The organism is Ciceribacter azotifigens, from assembly GCF_048159625.1.
Classification (GTDB): domain Bacteria; phylum Pseudomonadota; class Alphaproteobacteria; order Rhizobiales; family Rhizobiaceae; genus Allorhizobium; species Allorhizobium azotifigens.
The window spans coordinates 54,924-76,162 of the sequence record NZ_JBLQTA010000002.1; the positions used below are offsets into that span (position 1 = coordinate 54,924).

Here is a 21,239-nt window from a genome sequence, read left to right on the forward strand (position 1 = left end):
TTCCATACCCATTCCATCGATCGAAGGAGAATGCCGATGCGTGCCTATCGCGGGCAGGCCAGTCGCGGCCCGGCCTATCGTGACCCGGTGTCGCTCACCGAGAAATTCGCGAGCCTGACGCTGGCCGGCGTGACCGGCGACGGCGTCTTTTCCGGCTATGCCAGCGTCTTCGGCGAGGTGGATCTCGGCCGCGACGTGGTGATGGCCGGCGCCTTCGAGCACTCGCTTGCGGCGCGGGGGCCGGGCGGCGTGCGGATGCTCTACCAGCACGACCCGGCCGAGCCGATCGGCGCCTGGCGGGTGATCCGCGAGGACGGCCGCGGCCTCTATGTCGAGGGCGAGCTGGCGAAGGGCGTGGCGCGTGCCCGCGAGGTGCATGCGCTCCTGAAGAGCGGGGCGCTCGACGGGCTGTCGATCGGCTTCCGCACCGTGCGGGCGAAGAGCGACCGGGCGAGCGGCATCCGCCGCATCCTCGAGGCCGATCTCTGGGAAATCTCCGTCGTGACCTTTCCGATGCAGCCCTCGGCGCGGGTCTCGAACGTCAAGAACGCGCGGTTCTTCCGCGACCGGGAAACCGAACTCGTCCGCATCATGCGGCGGGCGGCCCGGCGGATGGCGGCCGGCAATTTCAGATCCAGCAACGTCAACGAAGGGTGAGAGGCGATGAACGAGAACCAGGCGAACGGGACGGGTGCGGCGGACGAGGGCGGCGTGCCGGGACGCGCGGCACCCGAGGTGAAGGCGGTGCCGGACACAGTCTCGGCGGCCTTCGAGGATTTCATGCAGGCCTTCGAGGCATTCCGCGAGGCGAACGACGAGAGACTTTCGGAGGTCGAGAGGAAGCTCACCGCCGACACCGTCACCCGCGACAAGGTGGAGCGCATCAACCGGGCGATGGACGAGCAGGGCCGGCTTCTCGACCAGCTCGTCATCAAGAAGCTGCGCCCGCCGCTCGAACGGACGGGCGGGAGTGCGACCGGCGGGACGGCCGACGGGATGGGCCGCGCGGAGGCGGCCGAGCTGAAGGCGGCCTTCGAGAGCTATATCCGCCGCGGCGACGAGACGGGGCTGCGCGAGCTGGAGGCCAAGGCGCTTTCGGCCGGCGTGCCGGGTGACGGCGGCTATCTGGTGCCGCCGGAGACCGATACCGAGATCGGCCGGCGGCTTGCCTCGGTCTCGCCGATCCGGGCACTTGCGACCGTCCGTCAGGTCTCCGGCGCGGTGCTGAAGAAGCCGTTCGCGCCGGCCGGCATGGCCTCCGGCTGGGTGGCGGAGACGGCGGCACGGCCGCAGACGGCGACGCCGGAGCTTGCCGAGCTCACCTTCCCGACCATGGAGCTCTATGCCATGCCGGCGGCGACGCAAGCGTTGCTCGACGACGCGGCGGTCGACATCGAGGCGTGGATTTCCGGCGAGGTGGACGTGGCCTTCGCCGAACAGGAGGGCGCGGCCTTCGTTGCCGGCGACGGGGTGAACCGGCCGAAGGGGTTCCTGAGCTACGCGACGGTCGCCGAGGCGAACTGGGCCTGGGGCAGCCTCGGCCATGTCGGCACCGGGGTGGCGGGCGGCTTTGCCGCAAGCGGCGCCTCGGACGTGCTGATCTCGGCGATCTACGCGCTGAAGGCCGGCCACCGGCAGAACGCCCATTTCGTGATGAACCGCAAGACGCAGGGCGAGATCCGCAAGTTCAAGGATGCCGACGGCAACTACCTCTGGCAGCCCCCGGCGGGGGCCGGCCAGGCGGCGGCGCTGATGGGCTTTCCGGTGACCGAGGCCGAGGACATGCCGGACATCGCCCCGGACGCGCTGTCGATCGCCTTCGGCGACTTCCGCGCCGGCTATCTCGTCGTCGACCGCACCGGGGTGCGCATCCTGCGCGACCCCTATTCGGCCAAGCCCTACGTGCTCTTCTACACGACCAAGCGCGTCGGCGGCGGCGTGCAGAACTTCGAGGCGATCAAGCTGGTGAAGTTCGGGTGACGATGAGGGGGGTGGGGAGTGGGCGGTGGGCAGTTCACCCTCCCCTTGAGGGGGAGGGTCGGACCGCAGGTCCGGGGTGGGGTGACCCACCGCAGCGCTTGCAGTGATACCCCCTCTGCCCTGCCGGGCATCTCCCCCACAAGGGGGGAGACCGATCCGTGGCCGGTCTACTGCCCACTGCCTGTTCGCTACTCGCTGTTCGCCCCAACGACGGAGCCCCCATGACCTACGCCCTGATCACTCCGCCGGTGGCGGAGCCGCTGACGCTTGCCGAGGTGAAGGCGCATTTGCGCCTTGATGATCCCGATGAGGATGGCCTGCTTGCCGGTCTCGTGACGGTGGCGCGCGAGCATCTCGAACGCCAGACCGGCCTGATGCTGATCACGCAAGGCCACCGGCTCTACCGCGACGACTGGCCGGCGGGCGGCGTGATTCAGATTGACAGGGGGCCGGTGCAAGCCATTGAAAACGTGACCGTCTATGACGGCGCCGGAACCCCCCTTCACGTATCGCTTCAAGATCACCTGCTCGACGGCGAGAGCCGGCCGGCGCGGCTCTGGCTGCGCGATCCGCCGGCGCCGGGCCGGGCGATGAACGGCATCGAGATCGATTTTCGCGCCGGCTTCGGCGACACCGGGGTGGACGTGCCGGACACGCTGAAGCGCGCCATGCTGATGCATGTGGCGCTGATGTTTTCCTATCGCGGCGCCGTCGCCCCGGCCGACCAGCCGGCGGCGATCCCGGCCGGCTACGACCGGCTGGTGGCGCCCTTCGCCCGGCGGAGGCTCTGATGGCGACGGCGGCCTTCGACCCCGGCGGGATGACGGCGCGGCTGACGCTGGAAGCGCCGGTGGACACGCCCGACGGGCAGGGCGGGGCAACCGTCACATGGTCCGCGGTTGCGGGCCTCTGGGCGCGGATCGAGCCGGTCACGGCGTCGGTCGGCGAGGAGGCGGGCGGGTGGGTGACCATCACCCACGCGATCTGGATGCGCCACCGCGGCGACGTTTCGTCCGGCATGCGGCTCGTCAAGGGCGGGCGGGTCTTTGTCGTGGAGACGGCGCACGATCCGGACGAGAGCGGCCGCTATCTCCTCTGCCGCTGCCGGGAGGAGGGGCGATGAAGCTCGCGCTGCAGGTGACCCACCGGGATTTCAGGGAGGCGCTGACGCGGGCGCTTGCGGCTGCAGTTGCCGCGCGAACGGCGAAGGCGCGGGAGGCGGCGGACGCCGGCAAGGACGGGGAGGGCGGCGATGGCGCCGGTCAATGAGCTTTTGCAGGCGGTGCATGCGCGGCTCTCGGGCGACGCGGCGCTTGTCGCCCTTCTCGGGCCGGACGGCATCGTCGACCGGCGGCGGGACGCGGGCACGCTGCCCTGTCTGGTGACGGGGACGGTGGAGACGCGCGCCTACGGCACGGCGAGCGAGGACGGGCTCGAATGCCTCCTCGACTTCGAAGCGTGGTCGGCGACCGGCCGGCGGGAGGCGGAGGAAATCGCCGCCCAAGTGCGGGCACTGCTCGACGACGCCGATCTTGCACTTGCCAGTGCGCACCTCATCTCGCTTTCCCATCGCCGCACGGCGAGTAGGCGGGTGGCGGCGACGCGGCATTACGTGGCGGAGATGCGGTTCCGCGCGGTGGTGGAGTGAGGGGCTTTTCTCCCCCTCTTCGGACGAAAGCGGATCGCCGGCAGGTTGCATTTTAAGGTTTTCATAAACCGGAGTTCAAGGTGGTTGCGGCAAGTTGCTTCTATGAGCAAGTTCGCACTCACGGTCATGGCCTTGTCCCTCGCCGCCTTCCTTGGAGGCGGTGGCTATACTCTGCTGCCGCGGTCTCTGTATGATCCGGCCTGCAACATCAAAGGCAATATCTCGATCGATTCCGGGCGGCGCATGTATCATGTGCCGGGGCAGATGTTTTACCACGAGACCACCGTCCGGCCGCGATATGGCGAACGCTGGTTCTGCTCTGAAGACGAGGCCCGCGCGGCGGGTTGGGTCAAGGCGCGCCGCTGAGATCGCGGAGGCCTGCTTCCGCTCGGTTCTGGCGCGAGGCGTTTGCATAGATGTCCCCTCACCTGCGATTTCTGGCACTTACGCCTTCGGCCTAAGATGCCGAAATCGCTTCCTCTCCCGCCAGGGGAGAGGTGTGGCCGGCGCGGTGCCGCGCGTCGATCTCCCCCCCCTCAAGGGGGGAGAGGGTGGACCTTACATCGCCTCCGTCATGCCCGTCCTCGGTTAAACCCGAGGATGATCCGGCATCCAGCCGGCGAGCGTCGGCGAGCCGAAAAAATGCATGTCCGACGAGACGATGAGTCTTCCCGCGCGATGGACATCGCGCGACTGGATGCCGGCTCAAGGCCGGCATGACGGAGGTTGGGAGGGGTGGGTCCGTCACAAGATTTCCCTCACCTCACCCCCACATTCCAACAACCGAAAGGAACGAGGCCATGGTGGCGCAGAAGGGCAAGGACCTGCTGTTGAAGGTCCATGACGGTGGCGGGTATGCGACGGTCGCGGGGTTGCGGTCGAAGAAGCTCGCCTTCAATGCCGAGACCGTCGACGTGACGGATGCCGAGAGTGCCGGGCGCTGGCGCGAGTTGCTCGGCGGTGCAGGCGTGCAGAGGGCTTCGCTTTCGGGCAGCGGGCTTTTCAAGGACCAGAGCTCGGATGCCGTGGTGCGGGCGGCCTTCTTCGACGGCACGATCCTCGCCTGGCAGGTGGTGATCCCCGATTTCGGCACGGTTTCCGGCCCCTTCCAGATCACCGCGCTCGAATATGCCGGCGCCCATGACGGGGAACTGACCTTCGATCTGGCGCTCGAATCGGCGGGTCAGCTCGCCTTCGGGGCGCTCTGATGGGGGCTTCGATGAGAGGGGGCGCGACGGTCCGGCGGGCGAACCGCCACCGCGGCGAGGTCGAGGCGATGATCGACGGCGAGAGGCGCATTCTCTGCCTGACGCTCGGGGCGCTGGCGGAACTGGAGACGGCCTTCCGCGCGGAGAGCCTCGCAGGCCTCGCCGGTCGGTTTTCCGAGGGGAAGCTGAAGGCGGAGGACCTGATCCGCATCATCGGTGCCGGGCTTCGCGGCGGCGGCAACCGCTTCTCCGACGAGGCGGTGGCCGAGATGGCGATCGACGGCGGTGTGAGCGCGACGGCGGCGCTCGTCCGCGACCTGCTGACGGCGACCTTCCTCGACGAGGAGGGCGTGCGCCCGGAGCGCTGAGAGCCGCAGGCGAGGGGACGGAGAGGGCCGCGACGGTCGCCTTTCCCTGGCGGGCGGCGATGCATGCCGGCCTCGGCCTCCTGCGGCTCGATCCCGACGACTTCTGGCGGCTCTCGCCGCGCGAGTTTGCCGCAATCACCGGCACCTTCGCGCCGGCCGCACCCCGGCTCGCGCGCGCCGGGCTGGAGGCGCTGATGCGCCGTTTTCCCGATGAGGAGATGAGGTGATGAACGAGGACGAGACGGTGACCCTCGGGCTTTCGCTCGACGCGTCGGCAGCGATCGGCGTGCTGGGAGAGCTGGAGCGGCGTTCGCAGGGTTTTGGCGCCGCACTGACCGGGGCGCTGAAGAGCGCGACCCTCGGCGGCAAGGGGCTTGAGGACACGCTCAAGGCCGTCGGCGAACGGCTGGCGGGCGTTGCGCTGTCGGCCGGGCTGAAGCCGCTCGACACGCTCATGGCGCAGCTGACGTCGGGGCTTGCAGGCGGGCTCGGCTCGCTCTTCGCCTTTGCCGACGGCGGCGTGCCGGGGCGGGTGACGCCCTTTGCCGCGGGCGGGGTGGTCTCGGCGCCGACCTATTTTCCGATGGGCGGTGACTTCGGCCTGATGGGCGAGGCGGGCGCGGAGGCGGTGCTGCCGCTGAAACGCGGTGCCGACGGCACGCTCGGCGTTTCGGGCGGCGGCGGCACGACGCAGATCGTCTTCAACGTGACGGCGAGCGACGCCGAGAGCTTCCGCAAGAGCGAGGGACAGGTGACCGCGATGCTGGCGCGCAGTGTGGCGCGCGGCCGGCGGAACCTCTGATACCAAGTCTCGATGATATGACAGGGAGGAGAGCATGGCCGGCGGATTTCACGAGGTGCGCTTCCCGATGCGGCTTTCGCTTTCGACGAGCGGCGGGCCGGAGCGGCGCGTCGACATCACCAGCCTTTCGAACGGACGGGAGGCACGGAACGCCCGCTGGCGCAACTCGCGCCGGCGCTACGATGCGGGCTCCGGCATCCGTTCGGTCGGCGACCTCTACGAGGTGCTCGCCTTCTTCGAGGCGCGCAGCGGGGCGCTTTACGGCTTTCGCTTCCGCGACCCGCTCGACCATCGCTCGGGGCCACCGGGGGCGGCGATCACCGCCTTCGACCAGGAGATCGGCACGGGCGACGGCGAGACGCGGGATTTCCCGCTTCGCAAGACCTATGGCGATGCCGGCGGGGAATGGCGGCGGCGGATCGAAAAGCCGGTCGCGGGTTCGGTTCTCGTCGGGATCGGCGGGGTGCAAGCGGAAGCCGGCGTCACCTGCGATGCGGCGACCGGGATCGTGACTTTTGCCGAGGCGCCGGCGGTGGGTAGCCGTGTGACGGCGGGCTTCGAATTCGACGTGCCGGTGCGCTTCGACATAGACCGGATCGAGGTGAACCTCGAAGCCTTCAATGCCGGGCGCATTCCCGCGATCCCGCTGGTCGAGGTGCTGCCATGAGGGAGATTTCGCCGGCGCTTGCCGCACATCTTGAAGGCGACGCGACGACGCTCTGCCATTGCTGGCGGGTGACGCGGCGCGACGGCGTGGTGCTCGGCTTCACCGACCACGACGAGGCACTCGACTTCGGCGGCACGCGCTACCGCGCGGCGAGCGGATTTCAGGCGAGCGAGATGCGCGAGGAAAAGGGGCTGGCGGCGCCGGCGAGCGAGGTGACCGGCGGCTTTTCGAGCGAGGCGGTGACGGAGGCGGATCTCGCTGCCGGCCGCTATGACGGCGCGCGCGTCGAGGTCTTCAAGGTGGACTGGCAGGCACCGGACGGGGCGCTGCTCATCAAGGTGCAGGAGATCGGCGAGGTCACGCGGGCGGCGGGCGCATTCACCGCGGAACTCCGGAGCTTCGCCCACCGGCTCTCGCAGGAGACAGGACGGATCTACAACCGGCGCTGCGACGCCACCCTCGGCGACCGGCGCTGCGGCGTCGATCTCTCGGTGCCCAGCCGGCGGGCGCAGGCCGTGGTGACGGCGGTGCCGGCCCGCGACCGGCTGCTGGTGAGCGGGCTCGAAGCCTTCGCCGACGGGTATTTCCGGCTGGGCAGCTTGACGCTTGCCGACGGGACGACGGCGCTGGTCGAGGAGAGCCGCGCGGCAGAGGGCGGAACGGCGCTGTCGCTCTGGCTGCCGCTTTCGGCGCTGCCTGCGACGGGAGAGGCGGTGGCGGTTTCGGTCGGCTGCGACAAGGCCTTTTCCACCTGTCGAGAGAAGTTCTCCAACGCGCTGAATTTTCGAGGCTTCCCGCACATGCCGGGCAGCGACTTCGCCTATTCCTACGTGAGCGGAGAAAGCCTGCACGACGGCGGGCCGTTGTTCGAATAGCACCGAAGGAGAGGCTCGATGTCTTCGATCACCGGGGCGGCGCTCGCCTGCGCCGAGGGCTGGATCGGCACGCCCTACCGGCATCAGGCGTCGCTGCGCGGCGTCGGCTGCGACTGCCTCGGGCTGGTGCGCGGGGTGTGGCGCGAACTCTACGGCTGCGAGCCGGAGGTGCCGCCGCCCTATGCGCCCGACTGGGCGGAGCGGAGCGGCGAGGACCGGCTGACGGCGGCGGCCGAACGGCATTTCCTGAGCGTGGCGGACCGCGGCAGCGCGGTGCCGGGCGACCTCCTGCTCTTCCGCTTCCGGCCGCAGTTTTCGGCAAAACATGCCGGCATTCTTGGGGCCGGGGGCCGGTTCATCCACGCCTACGAACAGGCGGGCGTCGTGCGCTCGCCGCTTGTGCCTCCGTGGGCGCGGCGGATCGCCGGCATCTATCGTTTTCCGGAAAGGTGAGGCATGGCCACGCTTCTGTTCCAGGCGGCGGGTGCCGCCGTCGGCGGCATTTTCGGACCGCTCGGGGCGGTTCTCGGGCGCGCGGCAGGCGCGCTCGCCGGCAACGCGCTCGACCGGGCGCTGCTTTCCGGGACGCGGACCGTCAGCGGCGCGCGGCTTTCGACGGCACGGCTGCCCGGTGCGAGCGAGGGCACGGCGATCCCGCGCGTCTACGGCACGACGCGGATCGGCGGCACGCTGATCTGGGCGACGCGCTTCGAGGAGGAGGCGACGACGGAGCGGACCGGCGGCAAGGCGGGCGGTACGCGGGTGAAGACCTATCGCTATTTCGCCAATCTCGCGGTCGGGCTCTGCGAAGGGCCGGTTGCCGGTGTCCGGCGGGTCTGGGCGGACGGACAGGAACTCGACCTTACCGGGATCGAGATGCGCGTCCACACGGGAAGCGCGACCCAGTCTGCCGATCCGCTGATCGAGGCGAAGCAGGGCGAGGGCAGGGCACCGGCCTATCGCGGGCTCGCCTATGTGGTTTTCGAACGGCTGCCGCTCGACGATTTCGGCAACCGCATTCCGCTCCTGCAGTTCGAGGTGATGCGGCCGGTCGGCACGCTGGAGAGGCAGATCCGCGCGGTCAACGTGATCCCCGGCGCGACCGAGCACGGTTATGCAGGGGTGGCGGTGCGCGAGTCGACCGGCGAGGGCAGCGCCCGTATCTTGAACCGCAACACGCTGATGGCGGAGACCGACTGGCAGGCCTCGATCGACGAATTGCAGGCGCTCTGCCCGAACCTCGAAAGCGTGGCGCTGGTCGTCACCTGGTTCGGCACGGACTTGAGGGCCGGCGAATGCCGGGTGGTGCCGGGCGTGGAGGTGGCGGCGCGGAACGGCGAGAGCCGGCCCTGGCGGGTCGCGGGCATCGGCCGCAGCGCGGCGCATGTCGTTTCACTGCACGGCGGCGGTCCGGCCTATGGCGGCACGCCGAGCGACGAGAGCGTCGTGGATGCGATCCGCGATCTTGCCGCGCGCGGGCTGAAGGTCACGCTCTATCCGCTGATGATGATGGACATTCCGGCCGGCAACGGCCTGCCGGATCCGCATGGCGGGGCGGAGCAGGCGGCCTATCCCTGGCGCGGGCGGATCACCTGTGAACCGGCGGCGGACCGGACGGCCGCGGCGAGGGCGGCGGTCGAGGCCTTCTGCGGGACGGCGACGGCGGCCGACTTCACCGTCTCCGGCGGGAGCGTCGCCTGGCACGGCACCGACGAGGGCTATCGCCGCATGGTGCTGCACTGTGCGCTGCTTGCGAAAGCCGCGGGCGGCGTCGACGCCTTCCTGATCGGCTCGGAGCTGAAAGGGCTGACGACGATCCGCGACGAGACGGACGCCTTTCCCTTCGTCGAAGCGCTCGCGGCGCTTGCCGGCGACGTGCGCGCGATCCTCGGGGCGGCGACGAAGATCACCTACGGCGCCGACTGGAGCGAATATTCAGGCTACCATCCGGCGGACGGTTCCGGCGACCATTTCTTCCACCTCGACCCGCTCTGGGCCTCTCCTGCGATCGATGCCGTCGGGATCGACAACTACATGCCGCTCTCCGACTGGCGGGACGAGGACTTGGCGGCGGAAAACCCCGACGGCTTCCGGCTTGCAGCGGATGCGGCGGCGATGGCCCGACAGATCGCCGGCGGCGAGGGCTACGACTGGTATTATGCGAGTGCGGCCGACCGGGCGGCGCGTGTCCGCACGCCGATTACCGACGGGGCCGCGGCAAAGCCCTGGGTGTTCCGGGTGAAGGACATCGAGGGCTGGTGGTCGAACCGGCATTTCGACCGGGTGGCGGGGGTGGAGAAGCCGGTGCCGACCGGCTGGATACCGCGAGCAAAGCCGGTCTGGTTCACCGAACTCGGCTGTCCGGCGGTCGACCGCGGCGCCAACCAGCCGAACGTCTTCGGCGATCCGAAATCGGCCGAGGGCGGGCTGCCCTATCATTCGCGCGGACTGCGGGCCGACGCCGTGCAGCGGCGGTTTCTCTCGGCCCATTACGACCACTGGGGAGACGCCGCGGCGCCGGCCGGGATGGTCGATCCGTCGCACATCTATCTCTGGGCCTGGGATGCGCGGCCCTATCCGGCCTTTCCGGGCAATCTCTCGCTCTGGTCGGACGGCGGCAACTGGCGGACCGGGCACTGGCTGAACGGCCGGCTCGGGGCGGGGACGGTCGCGGACGTGATCGGGGCGATCTGCGAGGACCACGGCTTTGCCGATTACGACGTCTCGGCGGTGACGGGCGATCTCGGCGGCTATGTGCAGGCGGACGTGGCGTCGGCCCGAAGCCTGATCGAGCCGCTGACCGAGGCCTTCCGCATCGACGTGATCGAGGACGGCGGGGTGCTGCGCTTCCGCTCGCGCGACGAGGCGAGCCTGCCGGCGACGCATGTGGACGTGCTTGCCGATCTGAAGGACGAGCCGCTCTGGCGCGAGCGGCGCGGTCATGACAGCGATTTCGCCGGCGAGGCGATCCTCACCTTCTACGATGCGGCTGCCGATTATGCCGAAGCGAGCGCCCGCTCGCGGCGGGCACCGGCGGCGACCAGCCGGGTGCTGTCGCTCGACCTTTCCGCCGCACTTTCCGAGGAGACGGCACTTGCCGCCGCCGAGGCGCTGCTGCGCCAGCATCGCGCGGAACGCCGGACGCTGGAGACGGCGCTCGGTCCGAACACGCTCGCCTTCATGCCGGGCGATGTGCTGACCCTTGCTGACGGACCGGAGGGCCGGCTCGTGATTTCCGAATGCGAGGACGGGGCGGCCCGGCGCCTGACGCTGAGCGAGCTTGCCGACGGCGGGTCGCCCGTGCGGGTCGCCGCGGGGCCGGGCCGCGACGTTCCCAATCCCGCGTCGGACGGTTTTGCGCCGGCCGTCGAATTCCTCGACTTGCCGCGCTACGCAGCGGGGAAGGACGAGGATTTCGCCCGGGTCGCCGCTTTCGCGCGGCCGTGGCGAAGGATTGCGATTTCGTCTTGCGTCGAGAACGAGGGCTACGCCCTTCGGGTGGTGCTCGACCGCCCGGCGACGCTCGGGCGCCTTGCCGAAGCGCTGGAGTCCAGCGTCACCGGCCGCTTCGACGAGGCGCACGCGATCTTCATCGACCTCACCTATGGCAGCTTCGCCTCGGCCTCGACGCTTGCGGTGCTGAACGGCGCCAACCGGCTCGCCGTCCGCTCCGCGTCCGGCGCGTGGGAGGTGATCGGCTTTGCCGCGGCGGAAGAGATCGCCCCCGGCCGCTGGCAGCTGACGCGCCTCTTGCGCGGGCTCGGCGGCAGCGAGGATGCGACGGCCGCAGGGGCACCGGCGGGTGCCAGGGTGATCGCGCTCGACGCGGCGGTGCCGCCGGTCGGTCTTGTCTCCGACGAGGCGGGGCGGCCGCTTAACTATATCGCGGAGGCGATTGGAATGACCGCGGCGCCGGCCGGTCCGTTTTCCTTCGCCGGCGGACGGCGGGCGCTGACGCCGCTCGCGCCGGTGCATCTTGCCGGCCGCAGGCTTGTGGACGGGAGCATCGAGATTACCTGGGTCCGCCGCGGGCGGATCGATGCCGACGACTGGGAAGCGGCGGAAATCCCGCTCGACGAGGCTGAGGAGCGCTACCGGCTGGAGATCCTCGGGGGCAGCGCGGTCAAGCGCACGGTCGAGACGGCGGCGCCGCGCCACACGTACACGGCCGCGGACGAGACCGCCGATTTCGGCGGGCCGGTCGCAAGCCTCGCGGTCAGGGTGCGCCAGCTCGGCCGGCGGGTGGTCGACGGCGGCGCGGCCGAAGCCGTGCTTTCGCTTTGAATGAAATCATCGAAGAAGGAGAGAAGACCATGTCCGAGATTGTCGAGTACAAACCGTGGTATCAGTCGAAGACCGTGTGGGGCGCGCTGATCGCGATCGGCGCCTCGGTGCTGCGCGTGAAGGGCGTGGATGTCGGCATCGCCGAACAGGGTGAGCTCGCCGACGCGATCGTCTCGCTGGTCGGCTCCTTCGGCGGGTTGCTGGCGATCTACGGCCGGCTTTCGGCGAAGAAGGCGATCGGCGGGTGATAAACAGAAGTTGTCCGCCGCATTCATTTGCCATTCAGATGCTGTCGGGTAAATATTTCACAACAACGAATATCTTTCGGAAGTAGTAGTCCATGGCATCATTCCTGATCATAGCGAGCCTTGCCTCCGGCCTTGCGGCTATGCCCGCGCCGGAGGCGGCAGTCGCGACCGCCCCGGCGCCGGTGGTTCTCGCCCAGGCGCAGGGCAACGGTAACGACGGCAACAACGGCAGCAGCCGTGGTGGCGCCGACTGCTACGGGGCTGCAGCCCAGGCGGCGGCGGAGCTCGGCGGGCAGGTGCTGTCGGTTCGCAGTTCGGGCGGCACATGCGTGGTGACGGTGCTGATCCCCGGTAGCGGCAACGAGCGCCCGCGCAAGGTCACGATGCGGGTTTCACAGTAAGGCGCACGAGGCAGGCGACGGCCTGAGCCGGGCGCGGGGACGCGGCCGGCCGGACAAGACGGAGAGGGACTGGCAGCATGCGCATTCTGGTCGTCGAGGACGACGTTAATCTCAATCGGCAACTCGTCGAGGCGCTGGAAGAGGCGGGCTACGTGGTCGACAAGGCGTTCGACGGCGAGGAGGGGCACTTCCTCGGCGACACCGAACCCTATGACGCGGTGATCCTCGATATCGGCCTGCCGGAAATGGACGGCCTGACCGTGCTGGAAAAATGGCGTGCGGCGGGGCGCGCGATGCCGGTGCTGATCCTGACGGCCCGCGACCGCTGGAGCGACAAGGTGGCCGGCATCGACGCCGGCGCCGACGACTACGTCGCCAAGCCCTTCCATGTGGAGGAAGTGCTCGCGCGCATCCGCGCGCTGATCCGCCGTGCGGCGGGCCATGCCTCCTCCGAGATCGTCTGCGGCCCCGTCCGGCTCGATACCAAGTCTTCGAAGGCGAGCGTATCGGGCACGCAGTTGAAGCTCACCTCCCACGAATACCGGCTGCTTTCCTACCTCATGCACCACATGGGCGAGGTGGTATCGCGCTCGGAGCTCGTCGAGCATCTCTACGATCAGGATTTCGATCGCGATTCCAACACCATCGAGGTCTTCGTCGGGCGGTTGCGCAAGAAGATCGGCCTCGACCTGATCGAGACGGTGCGCGGTCTCGGCTACCGGATGCAAGCGCCCAAAGATGCGCGCTAGATCGCTGACCGTCAGGGTGCTGCTGCTGGCCACGGCGTGGTCGGCGGTCGCACTCGTGACGATGGCGGTAGTGATCTCGGCGCTTTACCGGCAGGGCGCTGAACGCGGCTTCAACAACCTGCTGCGCGCCCAGCTCTACAACGTCATCAATTCCGTCTCGATCGGAGACGGCGACAGCCTGGCCGGCAGTCCCGAACTCGGCGACCTGCGCTTCTCTCAGCCGAAGACTGGCTGGTACTGGCTGGTCGAGCCGCTCGGCAATTTCAGCACCGCGCCGCTCGCCTCCACCTCGCTCGGCCTCACCGACCTGCCGGTGGCGGACATCAATACCGTCCCCTTCGACGATCACTACGAACGCTTCTATCCGATGACCGACCCCTACGGAAACCATCTGAGGGTCGCCGAAACGGAGGTCGTGCTGGACGCCAACGGCCGGGCGGCGCGCTTTCGCGTTTCGGGAAACCTCGACGTCGTGGAGGAGGATGTCCGCTTCTTCACCACGAGGCTCTATACCGGCCTTGCCCTGATCGGCCTCGGCGGCCTGATCGTCAACGGTATCGCCATTCTCTACGGGCTGAAGCCGCTGGAGCGCGCCCGCCGGGCGCTGGAGCGGATCCGTGCCGGGGAGGCGGAGCGGATCGAGGGCGTCTTTCCCCGCGAAATCCAGCCGCTGGCAAACGAGATCAATGCGCTGATCGACAGCAACCGCCGCATCGTCGAGCGCGCCCGCATGCAGGTCGGCAATCTCGCCCATTCGCTGAAGACGCCGATCGCGGTGCTGCTCAACGAGACGCGGGCGCTGCCGAAATCGCAGGCGAGCGTCGTTACCGCGCAGGCCGAGGCGATGCAGAGCCAGGTTTCCACCTATCTGAACCGCGCCCGCATCGCCGCCCAGCGTGAATCGGTGCTGGCGCGCACCGAATTGGAGCCGGTGCTCGAACGGCTGATCCGGGTGATGCGGCGGCTGAACCCGGAGACGCAGTTCGAGCTGAAGCTTGCGCCGGGGCTGGTGCTCGCGATGGAGCAGCAGGACGTCGAGGAGACGGTCGGCAACCTCCTGGAAAACGCCGCCCGCTTCGCCGCGACCGGCGTGGTCGTCACCGCCGGCCCGGCCGAGGGCCACGAGCCCGGCGAGGGCGTGACGCGCCGCAACTGGATCGAAGTGACCGTCGAGGACGACGGGCCGGGTCTGGAACCCGGCGAGATCGTCGAGGCGCTGAAGCGCGGCCGGCGGCTGGACGAGAGCAAACCGGGCACCGGGCTCGGGCTTTCGATCGTCAACGAGATATCCTCCGAATATCAGGGGGCATTCGGACTTTCGCGTGGCGCGCGTGGCGGATTGCGGGCGCGATTGGTGCTTCCGGCGGTCACGAGGGACATTGCGTGAGGCAGATTTCCGTGAAAAAAGAAGGCTGTCACAATGATGCCACGTGTCTGCCGCAGCTAAGAGGGAGTATATCGAGGGTGGTCGAAAAAGGTCGGGCCGGGGACATGGGAAATACGCGCTTTCGTATCGCGGTGACGGCGACGCTTGTGGCCGTGGCACTGTCCTCCTGCGCAACCACGGGCGGCAAGAGTTCCGGATCGGCCCTCTATATCTCCGCGCTGCAGGGCGGCATCGTCGCCCGCTCGGGCGTCGAGCTGTCGAACAGCCAGACGCAGCGCGCGCTCGAAGCCGAATACCGTGCGCTGGAGGCTGCACCCGGCGGCCAGCCGGTAGCCTGGAAGGGCAACGACATTTCCGGCCAGGTGATCGCCGCCGCGCCCTACCAGGTCGGCCAGCAGAACTGTCGCCAGTACACCCACAAGCTGAAGGTGAAGGGCGGCGAGACGGAGGTGCGCGGCGCGGCCTGCCGCAATCCGAACGGCACCTGGACGCCCTTGACGTAAGTCAAGGCTGTGGCGCCTCCGATCCCGTAGGGCATTGCTTGCGGCGAAACGCCTCAAATGTGCGTCATCGGCCGTTTGCCGGTTGGAATGTCACCCGGCATACAGTAATTGGGTTCTCATGTTGTTCTGGATCGCCACCGCCTTGCTGACGGCCGTCACGGCCGTCGTCCTCCTCGGGCCGCTCTTTCGCGGCAATACCGTCCTCGTCGAGGACGCGGTCGGGGAGGCCGCGGTCTACCGCGACCAGTTGAACGAACTCGAACGCGACAAGACGCTCGGCCTGATCGGCGGCGAGGAAGCCGATTACGCCCGCGCCGAGATCGGCCGGCGCCTCCTCGCCGCGTCGGCCGAGGCGAAGGCCGGCAAGGAAGCGAAATCCGGCCGGCACCTGCTGGCGCAGGCCTTCATCGTCGTCTGTCTTCCGGCGATCGGGCTCGGGCTCTACATGCTGACCGGCAGCCCCGGAATGCCTTCCGAGCCGCTCGCCGCACGGCTCGAAAACCCCGGCAACAATCTCGAACTGCTGGTCGCCAAGGTGGAACGGCACCTTGCCCAGAACCCGGACGACGGGGCGGGCTGGGACGTGCTGGCACCGATCTACTTCAAGATGTCGCGCTACGGCGACGCCGAACTTGCCTACCGCAACGCGATCCGCCTGCTCGGGCAGAGCCCGGAGCGGATGATCGGGCTCGGTGAAACGATGACGGCGGAAAGTGACGGCATCGTCACCGCCGACGCGCGCTCGGCCTTCGAACAGGCGGTGAAGCTCGGCAGCGCCAATCCGCGCGCCTCCTTCTACATCGCGCTGTCGCTCGAGCAGGAAGGCAAGCGCGAGGAGGCCCGCGCCGCCTTCGAGGCGCTCGCCAAGGCATCGCCTTCCGACGCGCCGTGGCTGCCGCTGGTCAACGAGCACATTGCCGCAAACAGCGGCGAGGCAAAGCCGGAAGCGCCGGGCAACCCGACGGCGGCCGACGTCGCCGCAGCCCAGGGCATGTCGACGGGCGACCGCATGGAGATGATCCGCGGCATGGTCGCCGGGCTCGACGCCAAGCTCAAGGAAAACCCGAACAATTTCGAAGGCTGGATGCGTCTCGTCCGGTCCTACGCGATGCTCAAGGAGCCGGAAAACGCCGTCGCGGCGCTGAAATCCGCGCTCGCCGCCTTCCCCGCGGAGGGGCAGGAAGGCCAGCAGCTGATCGCGGCGGCCCGTGAACTCGGCCTGCCGGTGGAGGAAGCACTGAAATGACCCGCAAACAGAAGAGACTGGCCGTGATTGCCGGCGGCGTGGGCTTCATCGTCGCCGCCGTGCTGCTGGTGATGTTCGCCTTCAGCCAGTCGGTCGCCTATTTCTACGTGCCGGGCGATCTCTCCACCGTGACGGTGCCGCCGGGAACGCGCATCCGGCTCGGCGGCCTCGTCGAGGCAGGCTCGGTCAAGCGCGGCGAGGGATCGACCGTGACCTTCACCATCACCGACACGATCGGCACCGTGCCCGTCACCTATACCGGCATCCTGCCCGATCTCTTCCGCGAAGGGCAGGGCGTGGTCGCCGAAGGTGCCTTCGTCGCCGGCGATCCGGTCTTCGTCGCCGACACCGTGCTCGCCAAGCACGACGAGACCTACATGCCGAAGGACGTCGCCGACCGCCTGAAGGCGCAGGGCGTCGAACTGAGCGGCAAGGAGACGGTGAAATGATCATCGAACTCGGGCACTACGCACTGGTGCTGGCGCTGGCGACGGCGATCGTCGTCTCGGTGCTGCCGGTGATCGGCGCGAAGCGCGGCGATACCGCGCTGATGGGCGTCGCAACGACTGGGACGCTCGCGACGTTCGCACTCGTGGTGATCTCCTTCGGCGCGCTGAGCTACGCCTACATGGTCTCCGACTTTTCGGTGCAGAATGTCTGGCAGAACTCGCACTCGCTGCTTCCCGACATCTACCGCTTCTCGGCCGTCTGGGGGAACCACGAAGGCTCGATGATGCTGTGGCTCCTGATCCTCAGCTTCTTCAGCGCCATGGTCGCCTTCTTCGGCGCCAACCTGCCGCAACGGCTGAAGGCGAACGTGCTCGCCGTGCAGGCCTGGATCGCCACCGCCTTCGCCCTCTTCATCCTGCTCACCTCCAATCCCTTCATCCGCCTCTCGCCGGCGCCGGCGGAAGGCCAGGACCTCAACCCGGTGCTGCAGGATGCCGGTCTCGCCATCCATCCGCCGCTCCTCTATCTCGGCTATGTCGGCTTCTCCGTCTGCTTCTCCTTCGCGATCGCCGCCCTCATCGACGGGCGCATCGATGCCGCCTGGGCGCGCTGGGTGCGGCCGTGGACGCTCGCCGCCTGGACCTTCCTGACCGCCGGCATCGCCATGGGCTCCTACTGGGCCTATTACGAACTCGGCTGGGGCGGGTGGTGGTTCTGGGACCCGGTCGAAAACGCCTCCTTCATGCCGTGGCTCGCCGGCACGGCACTGCTGCATTCCGCGCTGGTCATGGAAAAGCGCGAGGCGCTGAAGATCTGGACGGTGCTGCTTGCGATCCTCGCCTTCTCGCTGTCGCTGCTCGGCACCTTCCTCGTGCGCTCCGGCGTGCTGACCTCGGTGCATGCGTTTGCGACCGATCCGAGCCGCGGCATCTTCATCCTCGGCATCCTGACAGTCTTCATCGGCGGGGCGTTCACGCTCTTTGCGTTGCGGGCGCCGGCGCTGAAATCGGGCGGGCTCTTCGCGCCGATCTCGCGGGAAGGGGCGCTCGTCCTCAACAACCTGATCCTCACGGTTTCGGCGGCGACCGTGCTCGTCGGCACGCTCTATCCGCTGCTCCTCGAGACGCTGACCGGCGACAAGATCTCGGTCGGCCCGCCCTTCTTCAACCTGACCTTCGGCCTCCTGATGGCGCCGCTCCTCGTCGCTGTTCCGTTCGGGCCGATGCTCGCCTGGAAGCGCGGCGACCTGCTCGGCGCCTTCCAGCGGCTCTACGTCGCGGCGGGACTTGCGCTCGTCGCGGCCGTGATCCTCTTCTACGTCCAGCACGGCGGCCCGGTGCTTGCCGTCTTCGGGCTCGCCGCCGGCTTCTTCATCGTCTTCGGCGCGCTCACCGATCTCTGGTACCGCGCCGGCTTCAACAAGGTCTCGACGTCGGTCGCCTTCCAGCGCCTCGCCGGTCTGCCGCGCTCGGCCTTCGGCACGGCGCTCGCCCATCTCGGCTTCGGCGTGACGGTGCTCGGCATCGTCGCGGTGACGACCTTCGAGACGGAGACGGTGACCGAAATGAAGCCCGGCATGACCGTGGAGGCGGGCGGCTACACCGTCACCTTCGACCGGATGATGGCGGCGAAGGGGCCGAACTTCACCGAGGACCGGGCGCATTTCACGCTCGCCAAGGGCGGCGTCGCGATGGGCGAGGTGTGGTCTTCGAAGCGTCTCTACACCGCGCGGCGGATGCCGACGACCGAGGCCGGCATCCGCAGCTTCGGCACCAGCCAGCTCTACGTCTCGCTCGGCGACCCGATGGCCGAGGGCGGCATCGTCGTGCGCATCTGGTGGAAACCCTTCATTCTCTGCATCTGGATCGGCGCCCTCATCATGATGGCGGGCGGCTTCGTCTCGCTCTCCGACCGGCGGCTGCGCGTCGGCGCACCGACCCGCCGGACGAAGCCCGCCAAGGTGGCGCTGGAGGCGGCGGAATGACGGGAACGGTTCATCCGCTGACAAACCCCTCCCCAACCCCTCCCCACAGGGGGGAGGGGCTTTGCCGCCTCCGCTGGCTGTCGACGTGGGCGCAGAGCATTGCCGCGCGTCTTCTCCCCCCTTGTGGGGGAGATGGCCGGCAGGCCAGAGGGGTTTTTGGTTTATTTCTTCTGCTTCTCCTTCTATTCGCGCCGCTGCCCGCCTTCGCCGTCAATCCGGACGAGGTGCTGGCCGATCCGGCGCTGGAACAGCGGGCACGCAATCTGTCCGCGCAGCTGCGTTGCCTCGTTTGCCAGAACCAGTCGATCGACGATTCCAACGCCGATCTCGCCCGCGACCTCCGGCTCATTGTTCGCCAGCGCATCGTCGACGGAGACAGCGACGAGCAAGTCATCGACTACGTGGTGTCGCGCTACGGCGAGTTCGTGCTCTTAAAGCCCCGCGTTTCGGCCAAGACCTATGTTCTCTGGGGCGCGCCCGTCGTGCTGCTGGTGATCGGGGCTTTTGCGGCACTCGTCTATGCGCGGGGCCGTCATCGTCCGGCGCCGGAAAGGCTGTCGCCCGAGGAAGAGGCGCGGCTGAAGGCGCTGATCGAGGACTGAGCGCGGCGCTTGCGCCGCAGCCGGAGCGAAGGCCCGGCATCCCGCTATTTCGACAGAGTTTTCCGGTTTTTACGGCATCCGCGCGTCGGTGCGAGATCTTCTGCGGCGGCGCGGCCGGGCGCCAAATCTCTTCGGCCCTTCCCGAAGATTACCAAGATTTCATCTGCCGTACAGTTCGCAGTAACGTGCGCCGACCTATATCTCTCCTCATCCACCGCTTCACGCCGGACTTCCGGCCGACAGTCAGATGAAAAGAGAAAAGGTAGGTCACATGTTCAACAGCAATGGACGCTCCAAGCTCAAGACGATGCTCCGCAATTCGACGGCGGCAGGTCTTGCTGCCGTGATCGTTGCGGGCTCGGTGCCGGCGATGATCGTTCCGGCCTATGCCGAGGCCGTCCGTGTCGAAGCCCCGCAGGTTCCGAGTTTCGCCGACGTCGTTTCGGCGGTTTCCCCGGCCGTCGTCTCCGTCCGCGTACAGTCGAATGTCCAGACGGCGCAGGACGAAAGCAACTTCCAGTTCGGCTTTGGCGGCCGCGGCTTCGAGGATCTCCCGGACGACCACCCGCTGAAGCGCTTCTTCAAGGAATTCGGCATGCCCGGCCCGGACGCACGTCCCGGCCAGAAGCCGAACCGCCCGCGCGGTGAGGGCCGGCTTCGTCCGACCTCGCAGGGCTCCGGCTTCTTCATCTCCGAGGACGGCTACATCGTCACCAACAACCATGTCGTCGAGGATGGCGCCGCCTACACGGTCGTCATGAACGACGGCACGGAACTCGACGCCAAGCTCGTCGGTACCGACGCCCGCACCGACCTCGCCGTGCTGAAGGTCGAGAACCCGAAGCAGAAGTTCACCTATGTCCAGTTCGCCGCGGACGAGAACATGCGCGTCGGCGACTGGGTCGTGGCCGTCGGCAACCCCTTCGGCCTCGGCGGCACGGTGACGGCCGGCATCATCTCGGCCCGCGGCCGCGATATCGGCTCTGGTCCGTACGACGATTACATCCAGATCGACGCGGCGGTGAACCGCGGCAATTCCGGCGGTCCGGACTTCAACCTGAGCGGCGAAGTGGTCGGCATCAACACCGCGATCTTCTCGCCGTCGGGCGGTAACGTCGGCATCGCGTTCGCAATTCCGGCCTCGGTCGCCAAGGGCGTCGTGGACGAGCTGATCAAGTCGGGCACCGTCGAACGCGGCTGGCTCGGCGTGCAGATCCAGCCGGTGACGAAGGACATCGCCGACTCGCTCGGCCTTTCGGAGGCAAGCGGCGCCCTAGTCGTCGCCCCGCAGGCCGGTTCTCCGGGCGAGAAGGCGGGCATCAAGCAGGGTGACGTGGTGACGGCCGTCAACGGCGAAACCGTCAAGGATCCGCGCGACCTCGCCAAGCGCATCGCCGCCTTCGCCCCCGGAACCACCGTCGACGTCTCGGTCTGGCGTGAAGGCAAGTCGATGTCGATGAAGGTCGAACTCGGCGAACTGCCGAAGGACCAGCAGGCCTCGGCCGGCAGCACCACGCCGGACAAGACCGCGCCCTCGACCGAACAGGCGCTCGCCAACATGGGCATCAGCGTCGCCCCGGCCGAAGACGGCAAGGGCCTGACGATCGTCGACGTCGATCCGGACTCCGATGCCGCTGACAAGGGCCTGCAGGCCGGCGAGAAGATCGTCTCGGTCAACAACCAGACCGTCTCCACCGCCGACGACGTCATGAAGGTGATCGACCAGGCGAAGAAGGACGGCCGGACCAAGGCGCTCTTCCAGGTCGAATCGCAGAACGGCAGCCGCTTCGTCGCCTTGCCGATCGACCAGGGCTGATCCGGCAGACGGCCGACATCG

General features: G+C 68.4%; 25 protein-coding genes. All 25 read left to right on the top strand.

Annotation, left to right across the window (positions count from 1 at the left end):
- Positions 1-36 precede the first annotated feature (36 nt).
- The 25 genes from ACM6UT_RS03180 to ACM6UT_RS03300 all read left to right on the top strand — a co-directional run bounded on the left by ACM6UT_RS03180 (position 37) and on the right by ACM6UT_RS03300 (position 21,218).
- Positions 37-657, top strand: a complete 621-nt coding sequence (locus ACM6UT_RS03180) for an HK97 family phage prohead protease (RefSeq protein ID WP_416795931.1) — start codon at positions 37-39, stop codon at positions 655-657.
- Positions 658-663: 6 nt separating this feature from the next.
- Positions 664-1,980: a phage major capsid protein gene (locus tag ACM6UT_RS03185; RefSeq protein ID WP_416795932.1), complete on the top strand. Its 1,317-nt coding sequence runs from the start codon at positions 664-666 to the stop codon at positions 1,978-1,980.
- A gap of 221 nt (positions 1,981-2,201) precedes the next feature.
- The gene (locus ACM6UT_RS03190) at positions 2,202-2,771 is read left to right on the top strand and encodes a head-tail connector protein (protein ID WP_416795933.1); all 570 of its coding nucleotides are present in this window, start codon (positions 2,202-2,204) and stop codon (positions 2,769-2,771) included.
- Positions 2,771-3,103 (top strand): phage head closure protein, encoded by a 333-nt coding sequence (locus ACM6UT_RS03195; RefSeq protein WP_416795934.1) that lies wholly within the window; start codon positions 2,771-2,773, stop codon positions 3,101-3,103. The genes ACM6UT_RS03190 and ACM6UT_RS03195 overlap by 1 nt, the downstream gene beginning before the upstream one ends.
- Entirely contained in the window at positions 3,100-3,249 is a 150-nt protein-coding gene (locus tag ACM6UT_RS03200) for a hypothetical protein (protein WP_416795935.1), read from the top strand. Before ACM6UT_RS03195 ends, ACM6UT_RS03200 begins: the two co-directional genes overlap by 4 nt.
- Positions 3,233-3,628 (top strand): DUF3168 domain-containing protein, encoded by a 396-nt coding sequence (locus ACM6UT_RS03205; RefSeq protein WP_416795936.1) that lies wholly within the window; start codon positions 3,233-3,235, stop codon positions 3,626-3,628. Before ACM6UT_RS03200 ends, ACM6UT_RS03205 begins: the two co-directional genes overlap by 17 nt.
- A 102-nt stretch (positions 3,629-3,730) precedes the next feature.
- Complete coding sequence (locus tag ACM6UT_RS03210; protein ID WP_416795937.1) at positions 3,731-3,994, top strand: sunset domain-containing protein; 264 nt, start codon at positions 3,731-3,733, stop codon at positions 3,992-3,994.
- Positions 3,995-4,428: 434 nt separating this feature from the next.
- Positions 4,429-4,836, top strand: a complete 408-nt coding sequence (locus ACM6UT_RS03215) for a phage major tail protein, TP901-1 family (RefSeq protein WP_416795938.1) — start codon at positions 4,429-4,431, stop codon at positions 4,834-4,836.
- Between the two features lie 11 nt (positions 4,837-4,847).
- Complete coding sequence (locus ACM6UT_RS03220; protein WP_416795939.1) at positions 4,848-5,204, top strand: gene transfer agent family protein; 357 nt, start codon at positions 4,848-4,850, stop codon at positions 5,202-5,204.
- Positions 5,201-5,431 carry a rcc01693 family protein gene (locus ACM6UT_RS03225; RefSeq protein WP_416796276.1) on the top strand — a complete coding sequence of 77 codons (231 nt, stop codon included), beginning with the start codon at positions 5,201-5,203 and terminating at the stop codon, positions 5,429-5,431. Before ACM6UT_RS03220 ends, ACM6UT_RS03225 begins: the two co-directional genes overlap by 4 nt.
- Complete coding sequence (locus ACM6UT_RS03230; protein WP_416795940.1) at positions 5,431-6,006, top strand: phage tail tape measure protein; 576 nt, start codon at positions 5,431-5,433, stop codon at positions 6,004-6,006. The genes ACM6UT_RS03225 and ACM6UT_RS03230 overlap by 1 nt, the downstream gene beginning before the upstream one ends.
- A gap of 34 nt (positions 6,007-6,040) precedes the next feature.
- The gene (locus ACM6UT_RS03235; RefSeq protein WP_416795941.1) at positions 6,041-6,673 is read left to right on the top strand and encodes a phage distal tail protein, Rcc01695 family; all 633 of its coding nucleotides are present in this window, start codon (positions 6,041-6,043) and stop codon (positions 6,671-6,673) included.
- The gene (locus ACM6UT_RS03240) at positions 6,670-7,548 is read left to right on the top strand and encodes a DUF2163 domain-containing protein (RefSeq protein ID WP_416795942.1); all 879 of its coding nucleotides are present in this window, start codon (positions 6,670-6,672) and stop codon (positions 7,546-7,548) included. Before ACM6UT_RS03235 ends, ACM6UT_RS03240 begins: the two co-directional genes overlap by 4 nt.
- Before the next feature lie 18 nt (positions 7,549-7,566).
- Positions 7,567-8,001 (top strand): NlpC/P60 family protein, encoded by a 435-nt coding sequence (locus tag ACM6UT_RS03245; protein WP_416795943.1) that lies wholly within the window; start codon positions 7,567-7,569, stop codon positions 7,999-8,001.
- A gap of 3 nt (positions 8,002-8,004) precedes the next feature.
- Entirely contained in the window at positions 8,005-11,832 is a 3,828-nt protein-coding gene (locus ACM6UT_RS03250; RefSeq protein WP_416795944.1) for a baseplate multidomain protein megatron, read from the top strand.
- A gap of 29 nt (positions 11,833-11,861) precedes the next feature.
- Entirely contained in the window at positions 11,862-12,080 is a 219-nt protein-coding gene (locus tag ACM6UT_RS03255) for a hypothetical protein (protein ID WP_416795945.1), read from the top strand.
- A gap of 92 nt (positions 12,081-12,172) precedes the next feature.
- A complete protein-coding gene (locus ACM6UT_RS03260) occupies positions 12,173-12,481 on the top strand; it encodes a hypothetical protein (RefSeq protein WP_416795946.1) in 309 nt (102 codons plus the stop codon).
- Between the two features lie 77 nt (positions 12,482-12,558).
- Positions 12,559-13,230, top strand: a complete 672-nt coding sequence (locus tag ACM6UT_RS03265) for a response regulator transcription factor (protein WP_416795947.1) — start codon at positions 12,559-12,561, stop codon at positions 13,228-13,230.
- Positions 13,220-14,617: an ATP-binding protein gene (locus ACM6UT_RS03270; RefSeq protein ID WP_416795948.1), complete on the top strand. Its 1,398-nt coding sequence runs from the start codon at positions 13,220-13,222 to the stop codon at positions 14,615-14,617. The genes ACM6UT_RS03265 and ACM6UT_RS03270 overlap by 11 nt, the downstream gene beginning before the upstream one ends.
- A 104-nt stretch (positions 14,618-14,721) precedes the next feature.
- Positions 14,722-15,120 carry a hypothetical protein gene (locus ACM6UT_RS03275; protein WP_416795949.1) on the top strand — a complete coding sequence of 133 codons (399 nt, stop codon included), beginning with the start codon at positions 14,722-14,724 and terminating at the stop codon, positions 15,118-15,120.
- A 118-nt stretch (positions 15,121-15,238) separates the two neighbouring features.
- Positions 15,239-16,366, top strand: coding sequence for a c-type cytochrome biogenesis protein CcmI (gene ccmI / locus ACM6UT_RS03280; RefSeq protein ID WP_416795950.1), 1,128 nt, complete (start codon positions 15,239-15,241; stop codon positions 16,364-16,366).
- On the top strand, positions 16,363-16,815 hold the full coding sequence (ccmE, locus tag ACM6UT_RS03285) for a cytochrome c maturation protein CcmE (RefSeq protein WP_416795951.1): 453 nt from the start codon (positions 16,363-16,365) through the stop codon (positions 16,813-16,815). Before ccmI ends, ccmE begins: the two co-directional genes overlap by 4 nt.
- Entirely contained in the window at positions 16,812-18,800 is a 1,989-nt protein-coding gene (locus tag ACM6UT_RS03290) for a heme lyase CcmF/NrfE family subunit (protein ID WP_416795952.1), read from the top strand. Before ccmE ends, ACM6UT_RS03290 begins: the two co-directional genes overlap by 4 nt.
- A 170-nt stretch (positions 18,801-18,970) precedes the next feature.
- On the top strand, positions 18,971-19,402 hold the full coding sequence (locus ACM6UT_RS03295; RefSeq protein ID WP_416796277.1) for a cytochrome c-type biogenesis protein: 432 nt from the start codon (positions 18,971-18,973) through the stop codon (positions 19,400-19,402).
- Between the two features lie 247 nt (positions 19,403-19,649).
- Positions 19,650-21,218: a Do family serine endopeptidase gene (locus ACM6UT_RS03300; RefSeq protein WP_416795953.1), complete on the top strand. Its 1,569-nt coding sequence runs from the start codon at positions 19,650-19,652 to the stop codon at positions 21,216-21,218.
- The last annotated feature ends 21 nt before the right edge of the window (positions 21,219-21,239 follow it).